The organism is Nocardioides gilvus, from assembly GCF_003194605.1.
Lineage (GTDB): Bacteria > Actinomycetota > Actinomycetes > Propionibacteriales > Nocardioidaceae > Nocardioides > Nocardioides gilvus.
This window is the reverse complement of record NZ_QHKY01000001.1, coordinates 734,888-750,787: the sequence shown is the minus strand read 5'-3', so window position 1 is coordinate 750,787 and position 15,900 is coordinate 734,888. Positions and strand designations below refer to the sequence as shown.

General features: G+C 69.9%; 19 protein-coding genes and 1 tRNA gene. 14 read left to right on the top strand and 6 right to left on the bottom strand.

The annotated features are described in order from the left end of the window. Nucleotides 1-80: 80 nt before the first annotated feature. The 8 genes from eno to DNK52_RS03635 all read left to right on the top strand — a co-directional run bounded on the left by eno (nt 81) and on the right by DNK52_RS03635 (nt 5,699). A complete protein-coding gene (eno, locus tag DNK52_RS03670) occupies nt 81-1,358 on the top strand; it encodes a phosphopyruvate hydratase (RefSeq protein ID WP_110239585.1) in 1,278 nt (425 codons plus the stop codon). Nucleotides 1,359-1,379: 21 nt separating this feature from the next. Then, nucleotides 1,380-2,048 carry an FtsB family cell division protein gene (locus tag DNK52_RS03665; protein WP_110239584.1) on the top strand — a complete coding sequence of 223 codons (669 nt, stop codon included), beginning with the start codon at nt 1,380-1,382 and terminating at the stop codon, nt 2,046-2,048. Next, nucleotides 2,045-2,587: a DUF501 domain-containing protein gene (locus DNK52_RS03660; protein ID WP_110239583.1), complete on the top strand. Its 543-nt coding sequence runs from the start codon at nt 2,045-2,047 to the stop codon at nt 2,585-2,587. Before DNK52_RS03665 ends, DNK52_RS03660 begins: the two co-directional genes overlap by 4 nt. Before the next feature lie 7 nt (nt 2,588-2,594). Then, nucleotides 2,595-3,521 carry a Ppx/GppA phosphatase family protein gene (locus tag DNK52_RS03655; RefSeq protein WP_239455363.1) on the top strand — a complete coding sequence of 309 codons (927 nt, stop codon included), beginning with the start codon at nt 2,595-2,597 and terminating at the stop codon, nt 3,519-3,521. Between the two features lie 84 nt (nt 3,522-3,605). After that, complete coding sequence (locus tag DNK52_RS03650) at nt 3,606-4,436, top strand: uracil-DNA glycosylase (protein WP_110239582.1); 831 nt, start codon at nt 3,606-3,608, stop codon at nt 4,434-4,436. 79 nt (nt 4,437-4,515) lie between these two features. Then, nucleotides 4,516-5,046 (top strand): glycine cleavage system transcriptional repressor, encoded by a 531-nt coding sequence (locus DNK52_RS03645; protein ID WP_110239581.1) that lies wholly within the window; start codon nt 4,516-4,518, stop codon nt 5,044-5,046. Further along, nucleotides 5,043-5,603, top strand: coding sequence for a peptide deformylase (gene def, locus DNK52_RS03640; protein ID WP_110239580.1), 561 nt, complete (start codon nt 5,043-5,045; stop codon nt 5,601-5,603). Before DNK52_RS03645 ends, def begins: the two co-directional genes overlap by 4 nt. A gap of 19 nt (nt 5,604-5,622) precedes the next feature. Further along, a tRNA-Leu gene (locus tag DNK52_RS03635) sits at nt 5,623-5,699 on the top strand. Nucleotides 5,700-5,726: 27 nt separating this feature from the next. On the opposite strand, the gene DNK52_RS03630 is transcribed toward DNK52_RS03635, so the two are convergent. Next, the gene (locus DNK52_RS03630) at nt 5,727-6,704 is read right to left on the bottom strand and encodes a zinc-binding dehydrogenase (RefSeq protein ID WP_110239579.1); all 978 of its coding nucleotides are present in this window, start codon (nt 6,702-6,704) and stop codon (nt 5,727-5,729) included. A 277-nt stretch (nt 6,705-6,981) separates the two neighbouring features. Between DNK52_RS03630 and DNK52_RS03625 the strand changes: the two genes are divergently transcribed. After that, nucleotides 6,982-7,815 (top strand): Bax inhibitor-1/YccA family protein, encoded by an 834-nt coding sequence (locus DNK52_RS03625; RefSeq protein ID WP_110239577.1) that lies wholly within the window; start codon nt 6,982-6,984, stop codon nt 7,813-7,815. A gap of 139 nt (nt 7,816-7,954) precedes the next feature. Here DNK52_RS03625 and DNK52_RS03620 read toward each other — a convergent pair whose 3' ends face one another. Then, complete coding sequence (locus DNK52_RS03620; protein WP_110239957.1) at nt 7,955-8,962, bottom strand: SGNH/GDSL hydrolase family protein; 1,008 nt, start codon at nt 8,960-8,962, stop codon at nt 7,955-7,957. A gap of 56 nt (nt 8,963-9,018) precedes the next feature. Here DNK52_RS03620 and DNK52_RS03615 point away from each other — a divergent pair, with 56 nt between their 5' ends. Both DNK52_RS03615 and DNK52_RS03610 read left to right on the top strand, forming a co-directional pair. Then, the gene (locus DNK52_RS03615; protein WP_110239575.1) at nt 9,019-10,431 is read left to right on the top strand and encodes a cystathionine beta-synthase; all 1,413 of its coding nucleotides are present in this window, start codon (nt 9,019-9,021) and stop codon (nt 10,429-10,431) included. 97 nt (nt 10,432-10,528) lie between these two features. After that, complete coding sequence (locus DNK52_RS03610) at nt 10,529-11,311, top strand: sulfite exporter TauE/SafE family protein (protein WP_110239573.1); 783 nt, start codon at nt 10,529-10,531, stop codon at nt 11,309-11,311. On the opposite strand, the gene DNK52_RS03605 is transcribed toward DNK52_RS03610, so the two are convergent. Both DNK52_RS03605 and DNK52_RS03600 read right to left on the bottom strand, forming a co-directional pair. Then, a complete protein-coding gene (locus tag DNK52_RS03605) occupies nt 11,312-11,602 on the bottom strand; it encodes a transcriptional regulator (protein ID WP_110239571.1) in 291 nt (96 codons plus the stop codon). It lies immediately after the preceding gene. After that, nucleotides 11,599-12,027 carry a hypothetical protein gene (locus DNK52_RS03600; RefSeq protein ID WP_110239569.1) on the bottom strand — a complete coding sequence of 143 codons (429 nt, stop codon included), beginning with the start codon at nt 12,025-12,027 and terminating at the stop codon, nt 11,599-11,601. Before DNK52_RS03600 ends, DNK52_RS03605 begins: the two co-directional genes overlap by 4 nt. 91 nt (nt 12,028-12,118) lie before the next feature. Between DNK52_RS03600 and DNK52_RS03595 the strand changes: the two genes are divergently transcribed. Then, entirely contained in the window at nt 12,119-12,757 is a 639-nt protein-coding gene (locus DNK52_RS03595; RefSeq protein WP_110239567.1) for a YigZ family protein, read from the top strand. Between the two features lie 157 nt (nt 12,758-12,914). Here DNK52_RS03595 and DNK52_RS03590 read toward each other — a convergent pair whose 3' ends face one another. Continuing rightward, nucleotides 12,915-13,472, bottom strand: coding sequence for a TetR/AcrR family transcriptional regulator (locus DNK52_RS03590; protein ID WP_110239565.1), 558 nt, complete (start codon nt 13,470-13,472; stop codon nt 12,915-12,917). A 17-nt stretch (nt 13,473-13,489) separates the two neighbouring features. Then, the gene (locus tag DNK52_RS03585) at nt 13,490-13,894 is read right to left on the bottom strand and encodes a YchJ family protein (protein WP_239455362.1); all 405 of its coding nucleotides are present in this window, start codon (nt 13,892-13,894) and stop codon (nt 13,490-13,492) included. 66 nt (nt 13,895-13,960) lie between these two features. Between DNK52_RS03585 and DNK52_RS03580 the strand changes: the two genes are divergently transcribed. Continuing rightward, the gene (locus DNK52_RS03580; protein ID WP_239455361.1) at nt 13,961-15,373 is read left to right on the top strand and encodes a MoxR family ATPase; all 1,413 of its coding nucleotides are present in this window, start codon (nt 13,961-13,963) and stop codon (nt 15,371-15,373) included. Nucleotides 15,374-15,430: 57 nt separating this feature from the next. Then, nucleotides 15,431-15,898: a GNAT family N-acetyltransferase gene (locus DNK52_RS03575; RefSeq protein WP_110239563.1), complete on the top strand. Its 468-nt coding sequence runs from the start codon at nt 15,431-15,433 to the stop codon at nt 15,896-15,898. Nucleotides 15,899-15,900: the final 2 nt, after the last annotated feature.

Genomic DNA, 15,900 nt, shown 5'->3' with positions numbered 1-15,900 from the left:
GCTGAAGGGTGGCGGCTGGTGGCGGTTAGGCTGACTCCGCTCGTCTCACGCACACGCACACCCACACAGGAGCAGCACTGATGGCAGCCATCGAAGCAGTCGGCGCACGCGAGATCCTTGACTCGCGCGGCAACCCCACGGTCGAGGTCGAGGTCCTCCTGGACGACGGCTCCTTCGGCCGTGCGGCCGTTCCCTCGGGCGCCTCCACCGGAGCTTTCGAGGCGGTTGAACTGCGCGACGAGACCCCCCGCTACAACGGCAAGGGCGTCGCCAAGGCCGTGGAGGCCGTCATCTCCACCATCGGCCCCGCGCTCGAAGGCCTCGCCGCCGACGACCAGCGCCTCGTCGACGAGACGATGATCGCCCTCGACGGCACGCCCAACAAGGCGAACCTCGGCGCCAACGCCATCCTCGGCGTCTCGCTGGCCACCGCCCACGCCGCGGCCGAGTCGGCCGGTCTGCCGCTCTTCCGCTACGTCGGTGGCCCCAACGCGCACCTGCTGCCCGTCCCGATGATGAACATCCTCAACGGTGGCGCCCACGCGGACACCAACGTCGACATCCAGGAGTTCATGATCGCGCCGATCGGCGCAGCGACCTTCGGCGAGGCGCTCCAGCAGGGCACCGAGGTCTACCACGCGCTCAAGTCCGTGCTGAAGAAGCAGGGCCTGGCCACGGCCGTCGGCGACGAGGGCGGTTTCGCCCCCAACCTCTCCAGCAACCGCGCCGCCCTCGACCTGATCGCCAGCGCGATCGAGACCACCGGGCTCAGCCTGGGCAAGGACATCGTCCTTGCCCTGGACGTCGCAGCCTCGGAGTTCTGCACCGACGGTGCCTACACCTTCGAGGGTCAGCAGAAGTCCGCTGCCGAGATGAGCGCCTACTACGCCGAGCTCGTCGCCGCCTACCCCATCGTCTCCATCGAGGACCCGCTCGACGAGGACGACTGGGAGGGGTGGAAGACGCTCACCGACCAACTCGGAGCCAAGACCCAGCTGGTCGGGGACGACCTCTTCGTCACCAACGTCGAGCGGCTCCAGCGCGGCATCACCGGCGGCCAGGCCAACGCCATGCTGGTGAAGGTCAACCAGATCGGCACGCTCACCGAGACCCTCGACTCCGTCGACCTCGCGCACCGCGCCGGCTACCGCAACATGATGAGCCACCGCTCGGGCGAGACCGAGGACACCACCATCGCCGACCTCGCGGTGGCCACCAACTGCGGCCAGATCAAGACCGGCGCCCCGGCCCGCTCCGAGCGCGTCGCGAAGTACAACCAGCTCCTGCGCATCGAGGACCACCTCGGCGACGCGGCGCGCTACGCCGGTGCGGCCGCGTTCCCGCGTTTCTCCCTCTGATCGAGGGAGACTTGTCGCCTGATGGCGCAACGACGTAACGCCTCCACACCCGGAGGAAGCCGGCGACCCGGCCAGCGGGACCAGTCCCCGCGGGCTCGGGTCGCTGCGTCGTCTGCGGGCGCGCGTGGTGAAGGCCCCCTCGAGTCGCCGTCCGAGGGTGGCCCCCGCTCGTCGCCCCGCGCGCGGCAGTCGGTCGCCGGCCGCACGGTGGCCGCCCGTGGGGCGCCCGCCCGCAGGCGACCGCGACTCACCGGCAGGGCCGCCATCCTGCTGCTCGTGGTCCTGGTGCTCGCGGTCTCGTACGCCTCGTCGATGCGCGCCTACTTCGACCAGCGGGCGCACATCCAGTCGCTCAAGGAGCAGATCGCCGACTCGGAGGCCAACATCGCCGAGCTCGAGCGTGAGAAGCGGCGCTGGGACGACCCGGCGTACGTGCGAGCCCAAGCCCGCTCGCACCTCGGCTACCTGATGCCCGGGGAGACCGGTTACCAGGTGCTCGACGAGGACGGTCAGCCGCTCGACAGTGCCGCCGACCTCAGTGACCCTGACGAGGTGCTGAAGGAGGAGCCCACCGCCTGGTGGGAGACTGTCTGGGGTTCGGTGGAGCTGGCGGGAGACCCGCCGCCGGACCAGACCCGGATGCCTGCCGTGATCGACGGCGTGAAGAAGAACAAGCAGGAGAAGCAGTGATCGAGCCGGCCGACGTCAAGGCGATCGAGCAGCAGCTCGGACGTGAGCCTCGCGGCATCGCCGGAGTGGGCCACCGTTGCCCCTGTGGCAACCCCGACGTGGTGGCCACCGAGCCTCGCCTCCCCAACGGTACGCCGTTCCCCACGACCTACTACCTGACCTGCCCCAAGGCCGCCTCCCGGATCGGCACCCTGGAGGGCAGTGGGCTGATGAAGGAGATGCAGGCGCGTCTCGGCACTGACCCCGAGCTGGCGCAGGCCTATCGCGCCGCCCACGAGCGCTATCTCGCGGCCCGCGCCGAGATCGGCGCCGCAGCGGGTCACGACGTGCCGGAGATCGAGGGGATCTCGGCCGGCGGGATGCCCGACCGGGTCAAGTGCCTGCACGTCCTCGCCGGGCAGTCCCTGGCGCAGGGCCGCGGCGTCAACCCCCTAGGCGACGAGGTGCTCGACCTGCTCGGTGACTGGTGGGCCGACGGCGCCTGCGTCTCCGCCTGCGATCCGGACAGCGACCCCGACGCCGCTCCTGCCGCGGGGTGAGTCCCGGGTGAGCAACCAGAAGATCGCGGCCTTCGACTGCGGCACGAACACCATCAAGCTGTTGATCGGCGAGCTGCCCCGGGTCGACGTGCGTGCCAGCACGATGGTCCGTCTCGGGCAGGGGGTTGACACCACGGGGGAGCTGCACCCGGACGCCCTGGCGCGGGCCTTCGCGGCCCTCGACGAGTACGCGGTCCTGGTCCGCGAGCACGGCGTCACCCCCGACCGCATCCGCTTCTGCGCCACGTCGGCCACCCGCGACGCCTCCAACGCCGACGTCTTCGCCGCCGGGGTCGAGGCTCGTCTGGGAGTGCGCCCCGAAGTGATCCCCGGCGCCGAGGAGGCGCAGCTCGCCTACTCCGGGGCCGTACGAGGGCTGGTCGTGCCGCCGAAGGCCCCGCTCCTCGTGATCGACATCGGGGGAGGGTCCACCGAGCTCATCCTCGGTGACCTGGACGGACCGGTCGCGGCCCACTCGGCCGACATCGGCTCCGTACGCCTCAGCGAACGCCACCTGCACTCCGACCCGTCCGCTCCCGAAGAGGTGGCAGCCTGCGTCGCCGACATCGAAGCGGCGCTCGACGAGGCCGAGGCAGTCGGCGTCGACATCGCGTCGGCAGTCACGGTGATCGGCATCGCCGGCACCTGCACGACGATCGCCGCCGGTGTGCTCGCGCTGCCGGCGTACGACCCCGAGGCCGTCGACCACGCGGTGCTCTCGGTCGAGGGCGCGCGCGACTTCTGCGCCGACCTGGTCGGGGCGACCACGCAACAGCGCCTGCAGCTCGGCTTCATGCACCCCGGTCGCGCCGACGTCATCGACGCCGGCGCCCTGATCATGGACCGCATCCTCGCCCGCGTCACCGTGAGCCACTGGACGGTCTCCGAGGCCGACATCCTCGAAGGCATCGCCTGGTCCGTGGCCCAGCGCTGACCCCACCCACGGGCCCGACCCCACCGACGGCCCCGACGGCCCTGTCGGTGGCGATCCCCGGCCCACGGATGCGAGGGTGAGGTGATGGTGGAACCGTTGTTGCCGCACCCGCTGACCGGTGAGCTCTTCGCCTCCCCGGTCCCGCCCGGCACCGGGTGGCCCGAGGACCCCGCAGCGCCGGGCGCTTCCGTGGCCCGGTCGCCGGGCGGCGTACGTCGGTTGGCGGTCGCAGCAGACCTGGCGCAGGTGGAGGAGCGGGTGAGTGTCTGCTCGGCCTGCCCTCGGTTGGTGACCTGGCGTCAGGGCGTGGCCCGGCAGAAGCGGGCCTCCTTCGCGGACCAGCCTTACTGGGGACGGCCGATCCCGGGCTGGGGCGACCCGCAACCTCGGGTGCTGATCGTCGGGCTCGCCCCCGCGGCCAACGGGGGCAACCGAACCGGGCGGGTCTTCACCGGCGACCCCAGTGGTGACTGGCTCTTCGCCAGCCTGCACCGCGTCGGGTTCGCGGCCCGCGAACGCTCCGACCACGCCGGGGACGGACAGCAGTTGGTGGGCGCCCGGATGGTCGCAAGGGTCCGCTGTGCCCCGCCCGACAACAAGCCGACGCCGGCGGAGCGCGACACCTGCGCGCCGTGGATCCACCGTGAGGTCGCGCTGGTCCGCGACTCCCTGCGCGTCGTGGTGGCGCTGGGTGCCTTCGGGTGGGGCGGCGCGCTGGATGCGCTGGCTGGTGCCGGCGTCGCGGTGCCGAGACCGCGACCGAAGTTCGGCCACGGGGTGGAGGTGGAGCTGGACGGCGTCACCCTGATCGGTTGCTTCCACCCGTCGCCACACAACACCTTCACCGGACGACTCACCGAAACCATGACCGACGAGCTCTTCACCCGGGCGCGCGCGTTGGCAGGGCTGGCGTGAGGGCAGGAGTGAGGGAGCGGGCGGCCCGGGGGTGCGGGTCGCGCTCGCAGGCGCCCGGGCGGGAGTGGACAATGGTCGTATGACTGACGCAGGGACCCTCCACGCCATCACCGTCCTGGGGCACGACCGCCCCGGCATCATCGCCTGGACCACGGATCGGCTCGCCGGTCTGGGCCTCAACATCGAGGACTCCTCGATGACCCTGTTGCGTGGTCACTTCGCGATGACGTTGATCTGCGCCGGCGCGGCCAGCGACGAGGCGATCTCCGAGGCGTTGGACCCGCTGTCGGCCGACGGCACCCTGACCGTCACCGTGCGTGAGGTGCCCCACGAGGAGGCGCCGGCCGCGCCCGGCAGCCAGTGGGTGCTGACGGTGCACGGCGGCGACCGTCCCGGCATCGTCTCCACGGTGGTGGGCCAGGTGGCTGCGGTCGACGGCAACATCACCGACCTGACCACCCGGCTGGCCGGTGACCTCTACCTGCTCGTCGCCGAGGTGAGCCTGCCCGACGGCGTCGACACCGCTGCCCTGGAGGCCGCGATCAAGGCCGCCGCCACCGAGCTCGGCGTCGGGGCGACCCTGCGTGCCGTGGAGGCCGACGAGCTGTGAGTGCCAGCAACGAACGGCTCGCCGCCTGGACCGAGAGCGAGCTGGCGGTCTCCGGGCGCGTCCTGGAGGTCGTACGCGCCCCCGCGTCGGTGCTCTCGACCGATGGCGACAGGGTGGACCCCACCGCCCCGGAGATCGTCCAGTTGGCCGCCGACCTGGTTGCCACCATGCGGGTCTCGCCTGGGTGCGTCGGCCTCGCCGCGCCCCAGGTCGGCGTCGGGGTGAAGGTCTTCTGCGTCGACGTCTCCGAGCACGCCAAGACGAAGACGCACCACGGCACCTTCGTGCTCTGCAACGCCGAGGTCGTCGAGTCGAGTCGCAACGAGAAGGCTCGCGAGGGCTGCATGAGCGCGCCGGACTTCACCGGTGACGTCAAGCGCGCCAGCCGGGTCCTCGTACGCGGACAGCTGCCCGGCACCGGCGAGGAGATCGAGGTGCGCACCGACGCGTTCGAGGCGCGTTGCCTGCAGCACGAGATCGACCACTGCGACGGTTACCTGTTCCTCGACCGTGTGGCCGGAGCCCACGCGGTCTACGCTCGCCAGACCTACCTCTGAGCACTGCTCAGAGGCAGACGCCCCCGTGTCCCAATCGGCAGAGGAAACCGTCTTAAACACGGCTCAGTGTGGGTTCGAGTCCCACCGGGGGCACCAGTGGTCGCCTGCCGCCCCCGGCAGGCGTCACGGCCGCAGGAGCACCTTGCCGAGTCGGCCCGGACGGGCGCTGGCCTCGGCTGCGGCAGCCATCTCGTCGAGCGGGTGCACGGAGTCGACGGTGAGCGTGAGCGTCCCCTCCTCGATCCGAGTGATGAGCTCGGTGAAGGCGGCGACCTTCTGCTCATCGGTCATCGCGCCGGCGACCTTGTTGCCCCAGAACCCCTTCACGGTGATCTGCTTGAAGAGGACGTCGCCGACGTTGAGCTCGACGGTGTTGGAGGCCATGGCTCCGAAGATGACGAGGAGGCCGTCCTCGGCGATCAGGGAGAGCACCTGACCCGAGGCCGGTCCGCCGACCGAGTCGACGCCTGCCTTGATCGGCGCCCCGCCGGTGATGGCCTTGACCTGCTTGCGCCAGTCGTCAGCGTCCGTGGAGACCACGTCGGTGATGCCCTGGGAGGCGAGCTCCTCCACGCCGGCAGCGCGGCGTACGAGGCCGAGGACCTTGATCCCGCGAGCCTTGGCGAGCTGGGCGACGTAGCGTCCCACCGCTCCGTTGGCGGTGTTCTGGACCATCCAGTCGCCCTCGGCCAGACCGAGGGAGTCGAGCAGGGTCAGGGCGCTGAACGGCATCGAGTAGATCTGGGCGGCGGCCTCGTCGGTGAGCGAGTCCGGCACGGGGATCACTGCAGCCGCCGAGGCGGTGAAGTACTCCGCCCAGGTGCCGAACGCTGCGCCGGTCGCGACTCGCTGGCCCACCTGGAGATGGGTGACGCCCTCGCCGAGCGCGTCGATCACGCCGACCGCCTCGGTGCCCGCGCGGGCGGGGAGCTCGGGCCGGTAGCCGTACTGGCCAGCCACCGTCATCAGGTCGTGGTTGTGCACCGCGGCGAGGAGGGTGCGGACCCGCACCTTGCCCGGCCCGGGCTCGGGCAGGGGGACCTCCTCGACAGCGAGAACCTGGCCGGGGTCACCGAACGTGTGGTGGACGAGCGCGCGCATGCAGGGCCTTTCGGGAGACGGGGACCGGTCCGAGGGACCGGGTTGCTGTGCGGCAAGTCAACAGCCCTGACCCCAATCGAGCCTCCAAAGCCCACTGTCCGGGTGTCCGGGCTGAACCTGTTTCTGGCCGCAGAGCCTGAGAAAACCGTGAATCCGCATCTGATCGGGAACATCGGTGCGGTCGCTGTCCGTTGAGTCATCAAGACCCGCGTAGGGTTCGAGCAGTGCGAGCGTGGTCTTCAGACCGTGCCCGAGGCCTCTGAGGAGAAGAGACCAGATGAGAAGCAACAACCCCGTGTTCAACCGTTCCGAAGCCTTCAACGGTCAGGGCTACGGTCAGACGCAGTACGGCCAGCCGGCCGCTGACGGCTACGGCGACCCCTCGACGTGGGGTGTCGGCGCGCCCGGTCAGCAGGCTCCGGTTGCCCGGATGACCATCGACTCCGTCGTGCAGAAGACCGGCATCACGCTCGCCGTGGTCGTCGTCGTGGCGATGGCGACCTGGATCTGGGCCGGAGACCCCACCAGCTGGAGCAACGAGCAGGTGGCGCAGATCGGCATGGTCGCCATGATCGGTGCCGGCGGTGCGTTCGCCCTTTCGTTGGTCAACTCCTTCAAGCGGGTCATCAGCCCCGCCCTGGTCCTCGCGTTCGCGGCCTTCGAGGGCGTGGCCCTCGGCGCGATCAGCGTCTTCTTCGAGGCGAAGTACCCCGGCATCGTCACCAACGCGGTGCTCGGCACCATGGCTGCCTTCGCAGGCACCCTGGCCGCCTACAAGTTCTTCGAGATCAAGCTCAGCAACAAGTTCAAGCGCGGTGTCATTGCCGTCATGTTCGGCATGGTCGGCCTGAGCGTCCTGTCGCTGGTGCTCAGCTTCTTCGGCATCAACATGGGCCTCTTCGGTGGCGGCATCCTCGGCCTCGTCTTCGCCGTCGTCGGTCTGGTCCTCGGTGTCTTCATGCTGCTGATGGACTTCGACTTCGTCGAGCAGGGCATCGCCCAGGGCGTCGACGAGCGCCAGTCCTGGGTCGCCGCCTTCGCGATGACCGTTTCGCTGGTGTGGATCTACACCAACCTGCTCCGCATCCTGGCCTTCTTCCAGCAGGACTGAGCAACTCCGCTCCACCACGAAGCCCCGCTCCCGACTCCGGTCGGCAGCGGGGCTTCGTCGTTCTCCCGCTACCACTCCGGGGACGTCATCGCATGTGGTCGCCAGGACGCACGCTCGTGATGACGTCAGGGGAGCTTCCTCAGGGTTGGTCGACCGGCGAAGGGGTCTCGGCCTCGGGGGTGTGCGGGTGGCGACGGTGTCGCAACTCGACCCAACGACCGCGCAGGGCGCGTCGCGACCCGGTGAGGTCCAGCGGATCCAGCTCGGTACCGGTCGTGTCGGCGGCCTCGACCGCGGCCGACGCCGTACGACGTACGCCCTCACCGCGCTGGGCGGCGGGCAGCAGCTCGTCGGGAGCCACCAGACCGAGAGCAGCCAGGGTCGTGGGCAGGAGCACGTCGGCGAAGGCGTGGTAGCCCTCGGGGGAGGGATGGAACTTGTCGGGGCCGAAGAGCTCGGCGGGTTCGGCCTCGAACTCGGGCCCGAGGATGGTGCCGAGCGAGACCGTACGTCCCCCCTCGTCCAACGCGACAATGGCCTGGGCGGCCGCGAGACGACGCGACCAGTGACGGGCCACCTGACGCAGCGGGGGCAGGATCGGTCGGATCGTGCCTAGGTCGGGGCAGGTGCCGACGACGACCTCGACGCCGGCCTGCCGCAGCCGGCGTACGGACTCTCCCAAGTGACGTACGGAGGCGGCCGGGCGCACCATGTGCGTGACGTCGTTGGGGCCGACCACGATCACCGCGACGTCACAGGGTGCCTCGAGGACCATGTCCACCTGGGACCACAGGTCGGAGGACTGGGCGCCGACGACCGGGTAGGAGCGCAGGTGGACCCGGCGGTCCGCGAACTGCGCCACGCCGGAGGCCCAGTAGGCGCCGGGCACGTGCTCGACCCGGTCGACGCCGTAGCCGACGGCGGCAGAATCACCCAGCAGCGCGATCTCGATCGGGGGGCCGGGGCGTCCCTTGCCGTAGTAACCACTGGCGTCGAAGACCGGTTTGGTGGCTCGACCGATCATCTTGCGCGCAGCCAGGGCCTCGGCCACGAGCACCCCGTAGATGACAGCGCTCGCCAAGGAAAGACCTCGACCACCGTAGGCGGCGGCCGAGGCCAGTCTGCGTGCTTGGGACGCTTTGCTCACGCTTCCCATTCTACGGAGTTCACGATTGCGGGGGTGCCCCGGCTAGATTGACCAACATGCAGTACGTGAACTCTCTCCTTGACCTGATCGGCAACACTCCGCTCCTGAAGTTGTCGACCTCATTGGCTCCGGAGCTCGAGGTCGAGCGCCGCGCGGAGAGCCCCGGGCCCCTGGTCCTGGCGAAGGTCGAGTACCTGAACCCCGGTGGTTCGGTGAAGGACCGCATCGCGACCCGCATGATCGAGGCCGCCGAGGCCTCCGGCGAGTTGCAGCCCGGCGGCACGATCGTCGAGCCGACCTCCGGCAACACCGGCGTCGGTCTGGCGATGGTGGCCCAGGAGAAGGGCTACAAGTGCATCTTCGTCTGCCCCGACAAGGTCAGCGAGGACAAGCGCAACGTGCTCAAGGCGTACGGCGCCGAGGTCGTGGTCTGCCCGACCGCCGTCGCGCCGGAGCACCCCGACTCGTACTACAACGTCTCCGACCGCCTGGCCTCGCAGCCGGGCGCCTGGAAGCCCAACCAGTACGCCAACCTGCACAACCCGCGCTCGCACTACGAGACGACCGGCCCCGAGATCTGGGAGCAGACCGAGGGGAAGATCACCCACTTCGTGGCGGGTGTCGGCACCGGCGGCACGATCAGCGGCATCGGTCGCTACCTCAAGGAGCAGAACCCCGACATCCAGGTGATCGGCGCCGACCCGACCGGGTCGGTCTACTCCGGCGGAGACGGTCGCCCCTACCTCGTCGAGGGCGTGGGCGAGGACTTCTGGCCCGACACCTACGACCGCAACGTCGCGGACCGGATCATCGAGGTCTCCGACGCCGACTCGTTCGCCTTCACCCGTCGTCTGGCGCGCGAGCAGGCTCTGCTGGTCGGTGGCTCCTCAGGCATGGCAGCCTTCGCCGCCAAGCAGCTGGCAGTCGAGCTCGCCGCCGAGGGCCGTGACGACGCCGTGATCGTGGTGCTGCTGCCCGACTCCGGTCGCGGCTACCTCACCAAGGTCTTCAGCGACCAGTGGTTGGGCCAGTACGGCTTCGCCACCGAGTCCAACGCCGACGCCGAGCTGACCGTGGGCGAGGTGCTCCGTGGCAAGCAGGCCGCGATGCCCGACCTGGTCCACACCCACCCCGGCGAGACCATCGCCGAGGCGGTCCACATCCTCCAGGAGTACGGCGTCTCCCAGATGCCCGTGGTCCGCGCCGAGCCCCCCGTGGTCGCCGCCGAGGTGGCCGGATCCGTCTCCGAGCGGGACCTCCTCGACGCCCTCTTCACCGGCAAGGCCAAGCTGACCGACGCGGTCGAGCAACACATGTCGGCGCCCCTGCCCACGATCGGTTCGACCGAGTCGGTGCACGATGCGGTGCGCCTGCTCGAGTCCGGCGACGCGGTGCTCGTGCACGAGGACGGCGCCCCCGTGGGTGTCCTGACCCGTCACGACCTGCTGGCCCAGCTCGCCAAGGGCTGACCCAAGGGCGTCGCGGCCGCGACGATCGGTGCGTACGGTCGTCGTGGCCCTCCTGCTCGACGTCTGATCCATCCGGAGTGTGCAGGAGGAGGCAGCCATGGAGATCTCGAACGAGGTCCTCGCCTTCCTCGTCGTTGCCGCCCTGGCCGCGGGGTTCGTCGATGCGGTGGTTGGTGGCGGGGGACTCATCCAGCTCCCGGCGCTGTTGATCGGGCTGCCGGGTGCCTCCCCGGTGCACATCCTCGCCACCAACAAGCTGGCCTCGATCTGCGGGACCACGGTGAGTGCCACCACGTACGCCCGACGCGTGAAACCCGATCCACGTACGTTCCTGCCGCTGATGCTCGCTGCGTTCCTCGGCTCCGCTGGCGGGGCGGCGTTGGCGAGCCTGATCCCGAAGTCGGCCTTCGACCCGATCGTGCTCGTCGCCCTGGTCCTGGTCGGTGCGTACGTCGTCTTCAAGCCGTCACTGGGGGAGATCACCGACCTGCGGTTCGCCGGTCGCCACCACACCTTGGCTGCGCTGGGGACCGGTGTGGTCGTGGGCTTCTACGACGGCGTGCTGGGCCCGGGCACGGGCTCGTTCTTCGTCTTCGCCCTGGTCGGACTGCTGGGTTACAACTTCCTGGAGGCGTCCGCCAAGGCCAAGATGGCCAACTGGGCGACCAACCTGGCGGCGCTCGTGGTCTTCATCCCGCAGGGGGCCGTGATGTGGAAGGTCGGCCTGGCCATGGGCGCGGCCAACATGGTCGGCGGCTACCTCGGGGCACGTACGGCGATCGGTCGCGGCGCAGCCTTCGTGCGGATCTTCTTCATCGTCGTGGTCTCCGCCTTCGTGGTACGCATCGGTGGGGACCTGCTCGGCCTGTGGGGCGCCTGATCAGAGGTCGGCTCCCGCGACAATCTCGCGCAACGCCTTCACGTGGGAGCGGTAGGCGCGCTTGCCCTCCTTGGTCAGTGAGAGCCACACCCGACGTGAGTCGCTGCGTGAGCGTTCCTGGCTGACGTAGCCGGCGTCGACCAGGGCCGCGACCTGCTTGCTCAGCGCGGACGGGCTGAGGTCGAGCTGGTCCTTGACGATGCCCATCTCGACCTGGGTGCCGGCAGCCAGGATGGCGCAGATCTTGAGTCGGTGGGTGGGGTGGATGACGGGGTTCAGCTCGCCGTTCATCGGCGGGTGCTCCGGTGGTGGATCGCCGCGCCGAGCAGGTAGAGCACTGTGGCGGCCGCGGCCAGGGTGATGACGAGAGCCGGGTGCTCGTGGCCCAGCACCACAGCGGTCACCATGCAGGCGGCGGCCAGGGCGACGCAGGCCAGGAAGCCGCGGCTGGTGGGCAGGATCCAGGGGGTGCCCATCCGCTTCCCGACGACGATGTTGAGCGCGAGGATCGCCCCGGCGATGCCCATCGCGACGGCCAGGCGCCAGGGGTCCTCGATCAGTGCGTGGAGGGCGTACGCGCCGAGCAGGACGGCGTTGACCGGGTAGAGCCAGGTGGGCCACGGCGTGTCACGCACGGCGCGCTGCGCGGCCTCCAGCTCGGCGAGTGTGGATCGCGCCTCCTCGGCGCTGACGGACGGCAGGTCGTTGTTTTCCATAGTGGAAACTATTCCAGATGGTTTCCACTATGGCAACTATTTCCATGAAGGAACTGAACGACCGCAGCCGACGTGGCATCCTTGCCCTGCCATGACCTCCTACCGCACCATCGCCAGGGACGGTGACGTGCTCATCGAGGTCAAACGCTCGCGCTTCCTCTGCACGCTGCGCAGGGTCGAGGAGGAGGCGGACGCGCGAGCCCTCGTGGAGCAGATGCGCAAGGCCCACTGGGACGCGCGACACCACTGCTCCGCGTTCGTGATCGGGCCGGACGCCATGCTGCAACGCTCCTCCGACGACGGCGAGCCGGCGGGCACCGCGGGGGCGCCGATGTTGGAGGTGTTGCGCGGCCACGACAGTCACGGGGTCAGCGACGTCGCGGTCGTGGTCACGCGGTGGTTCGGGGGGATCCTGCTCGGGGCCGGAGGGCTGGTGCGCGCCTACAGCGAGGCGGTCGCGACCGGCCTGGCAGAGGTCGGCACGCTCGAGCGTCGCCAACTCCAGGAGTGGAGCCTGCGGCTCGACCACGCCGAGGCGGGCCGGGTCGAGAGCGAGCTGCGCCTCAAGGGCGTCGAGGTGTTGGAGGCGACCTACGCCGCCGACGTACGTCTGGTGCTGGGTGTCGCCGCCCCTGACCAGCTCGCCGACGCCGTGGCCGGGCTGACCTCAGGACGCGGTGAGCTGCAGAGGGTTGGCGAACGCTGGGTCGACGGCCCACGCAGGGGCTGAGACCCCAACGGTTGCCGGGGCGAAGGCCTACGGAAATGGGTGGGTTGATGTCGGCACAGGGCGAATCAACGACATCAACCCACCAGTTGCCGGGGCGACAGGCGCTGGGGCGACGGGTGACGGGGCGACAGGGCGACGTGGCGCGAACCCGCGAAGCTCAGATCGCCAGACCGCGCAGTGAGGCTGCCAGGTGGGTGACGAGCTCGTCGCGCTGTACGGCGGGATCTGCGAGTCGTCCAATGGCGGCGATGCACACCGCACGCATGCAGAGCGCCATCCAGTCGTCCGGTTGCGGGGTGGTCACCTCGCCCTTGGCTCTCCGGATCGCGATCTCCGCCTGGATCGGCTCGTCCTCGACCGCGATCCGCACGGCCTGCTCCAACTGCGGGGCCACCGTGAGGATGATGTCTCGGTAGGCCTCGCCGGTGCTGACCACCCGCTCAGCCAGGAGATCGAGCGCCTCGATCCACGGCAGTGGACGGAGTTCGTCGAGCAGCGCAGGGACGATCTGGCGGGCGGTCTCGGTGGCCATGGCCTGCAACAACGCGTCACGGTCGGCGTAGTGGCGGTAGACGGTTGCCCGCGTCACCCCGGCCCGTTCGGCCACCTCGGTGATGCTTGCCTGGGGGTTGTCCAGGAGGGCGAGGCCGGCCGCCTCGAGGATCAGTTGGCGATTGCGCCGTCCGTCCGCGCGTGCCGGCTCCGTCGATGACATGGTGCGAGGTTAGAGCATCACTCCATGCCCTCGACGTAAGTCCAACGTCCCGCTCGGCGGGCGAAGTGGCTGCGTTCGCGCATCTCACCGCCCTGCCAGCGGGCGATGAACTCCACCTCGCCGGTCTCGTCCTCGGGCCCTCCGTCGGTGCGGTCGAGGATCTCGAGCCCGGTCCACACCGTGCCGGGGTCACCGCGCACGTCGTCGGGCCGCGTCCTGGGGTGCCAGGTGGCGAACAGGTAGTCGTCGAGACCGAGCACGAAGGCGGAGTAGCGCGACCGCATCAGTTCCTCGGCGGTGCCGGCCCGCTCGCTGCCGCGGTGCAGGCGACCGCAACAGGCGTCGTACGCCCGGGGTCTGGCCCTCGAGTCGCCGCCGTCGGTCTCGTTGGGCCCACCACACGGACACGTCTGTTGGAGCACGACCCAAGGCTAGTTCCCCGTCACGGTTCGGAGCGAGATGTGGCGCCAGCAGATAGGTTGGGGCTTGTGACGAGCATCGCACCACCAGTCCCCACGAACCGCCCCGAGCCCCGCACCGTCGGCGAACTGCGCGCGTCGGGACACACGTACCTGACCCTGCGCGAGGAGCTGCGCAGCAACCTGCTGACGCTCCTGCGCGAGGGCACCGACCCGTGGCCGGGGCTGCACGGCTTCGCCGACACGGTCATCCCGCAGGTCGAGCGCGCCATTCTTGCCGGGCACGACATCGTGCTGCTCGGGGAGCGCGGTCAGGGCAAGACACGACTGCTGCGCAGCCTCGTCGACCTGCTCGACGAGTGGAGTCCGGTGATCGACGGCTCCGAGCTCGGCGAGCACCCCTTGGAGCCGATCACCCCGCAGTGGCAGCGCCTCGCGGCCGAGCACGGCGACGACCTCGCGGTCAGCTGGGTGCACCGCTCCGAGCGGTACGCCGAGAAGCTCGCCACACCGGACACGTCGGTGGCCGACCTGATCGGTGACGTCGACCCGATGAAGGTCGCCGAGGGGCGTCACCTCGGTGACCCGGAGACCATCGCGTTCGGTCTGGTCCCGCGCAGCCACCGCGGCATCGTGGCGATCAACGAGTTGCCCGACCTCGCGGAGCGCATCCAGGTCGCGATGCTGAACGTGATGGAAGAACGCGACGTGCAGATCCGTGGCTACGTGCTGCGCCTGCCTCTCGACGTGCTCGTGGTGGCCAGCGCCAACCCCGAGGACTACACCAACCGCGGTCGGATCATCACGCCTCTCAAGGACCGATTCGGCGCCGAGATCCGCACCCACTACCCGACCGAACTGGCCGACGAGATCGCCGTCATCACCCAGGAGGCTGACCTGGTCGCGCACGTGCCGGAGGTGTTGCTGGAGGTCCTGGCCCGCTTCACCCGGGCGCTGCGTGACTCCTCGGCGGTCGACCAACGCTCCGGGGTGAGTGCGCGGTTCACGATCGCCGGCGCCGAGACCATCGCCGCGGCCGCCCTGCACCGCGCCACCCGCCAGGGGGAGGACGAGGCGGTGGCCCGTCTGGTCGACCTCGAGACAGCGGTGGCAGTGCTGCGCGGCAAGGTCGAGTTCGAGACGGGTGAGGAGGGACGCGAGACCGAGATCCTCACCCACCTGTTGCGTACGGCCGTGGCGGCGACGGTCCGCGCCCGTTTCGCAGGCCTCGACCTGGCGGTGCTCGTGGATGCGGTCGAGGGCGGGGCGACCATCGCCACCGGTGGACAGATGAAGGCCTCGGACTTCCTCGACGGGCTCCCCGTGCTGGGTGAGTCGGAGCTGTACGACGACGTCGCCGAGCGCCTGGGAGCAACCAGCGAGGGCGAGATCGCCGGTGCGATCGAGCTGGCCCTCGAAGGCCTCTTCCTGGCCCGTCGGATCGGGAAGGACAGTGCCGGGGGCGAGACCGTCTATGGGTGAGCACAGCTCGATGTCCCGGATCGAACACGCGGTACCAGCCCTCCAGGAGGAAGCGGCATGAACGTCGAAACCAGGCAGGCCCGTGCGAGTGATGCCAAGGCGTTGCGTGCTCTCGTGGAGGTGGTGCTGCCCGCGACGTACGACCCGATCCATCCGGGGTACGCGGAGCGCGAACTCCTGGCCTGGGACGTCGAGGACATCCCGGACGCCCTGGAGGACGGGGCCTTCGTGGTTGCAGAGGTGCAGGGACGGATCATCGGTCTGGTCTCGGCGACGATCGACGAGCAGGACCGTTTCGTGATGTCGACCCTGCACGTGCACCCCGACTTCCAGGGCCACCGACTCGGCACCAGGCTGCTCACCGAGATCGTCGACCTGGTCGACGACCGGGCGTTGTGGACGCGCTACCCCGAAGGGGACGACAACGCGGCGGCGTTCTGCGAGCGACACGGCTTCGTCGTCGCCGAGACCGTGGACGACCCGCCGTTCCCGCCCCAGGTCTGGGCCCGGCTCGACCGGAACTGAAA

Excerpts from the sequence above, each read along its gene's own strand:
- DNK52_RS03605 (WP_110239571.1), bottom strand. The coding sequence starts at position 11,602 with ATGAACGGCGAGCTGAACCCCGTCATCCACCCCACCCACCGACTCAAG.
- DNK52_RS03630 (WP_110239579.1), bottom strand. The coding sequence starts at position 6,704 with ATGCGCGCGCTCGTCCACCACACGTTCGGTGACCCCGGCCAGGTTCTC.
- DNK52_RS03665 (WP_110239584.1), top strand. The coding sequence starts at position 1,380 with ATGGCGCAACGACGTAACGCCTCCACACCCGGAGGAAGCCGGCGACCC.
- DNK52_RS03615 (WP_110239575.1), top strand. The coding sequence starts at position 9,019 with ATGCAGTACGTGAACTCTCTCCTTGACCTGATCGGCAACACTCCGCTC.
- DNK52_RS03595 (WP_110239567.1), top strand. The coding sequence starts at position 12,119 with ATGACCTCCTACCGCACCATCGCCAGGGACGGTGACGTGCTCATCGAG.
- DNK52_RS03610 (WP_110239573.1), top strand. The coding sequence starts at position 10,529 with ATGGAGATCTCGAACGAGGTCCTCGCCTTCCTCGTCGTTGCCGCCCTG.
- DNK52_RS03590 (WP_110239565.1), bottom strand. The coding sequence starts at position 13,472 with ATGTCATCGACGGAGCCGGCACGCGCGGACGGACGGCGCAATCGCCAA.
- eno (WP_110239585.1), top strand. The coding sequence starts at position 81 with ATGGCAGCCATCGAAGCAGTCGGCGCACGCGAGATCCTTGACTCGCGC.
- DNK52_RS03575 (WP_110239563.1), top strand. The coding sequence starts at position 15,431 with ATGAACGTCGAAACCAGGCAGGCCCGTGCGAGTGATGCCAAGGCGTTG.
- DNK52_RS03625 (WP_110239577.1), top strand. The coding sequence starts at position 6,982 with ATGAGAAGCAACAACCCCGTGTTCAACCGTTCCGAAGCCTTCAACGGT.
- DNK52_RS03645 (WP_110239581.1), top strand. The coding sequence starts at position 4,516 with ATGACTGACGCAGGGACCCTCCACGCCATCACCGTCCTGGGGCACGAC.
- DNK52_RS03650 (WP_110239582.1), top strand. The coding sequence starts at position 3,606 with ATGGTGGAACCGTTGTTGCCGCACCCGCTGACCGGTGAGCTCTTCGCC.
- DNK52_RS03600 (WP_110239569.1), bottom strand. The coding sequence starts at position 12,027 with ATGGAAAACAACGACCTGCCGTCCGTCAGCGCCGAGGAGGCGCGATCC.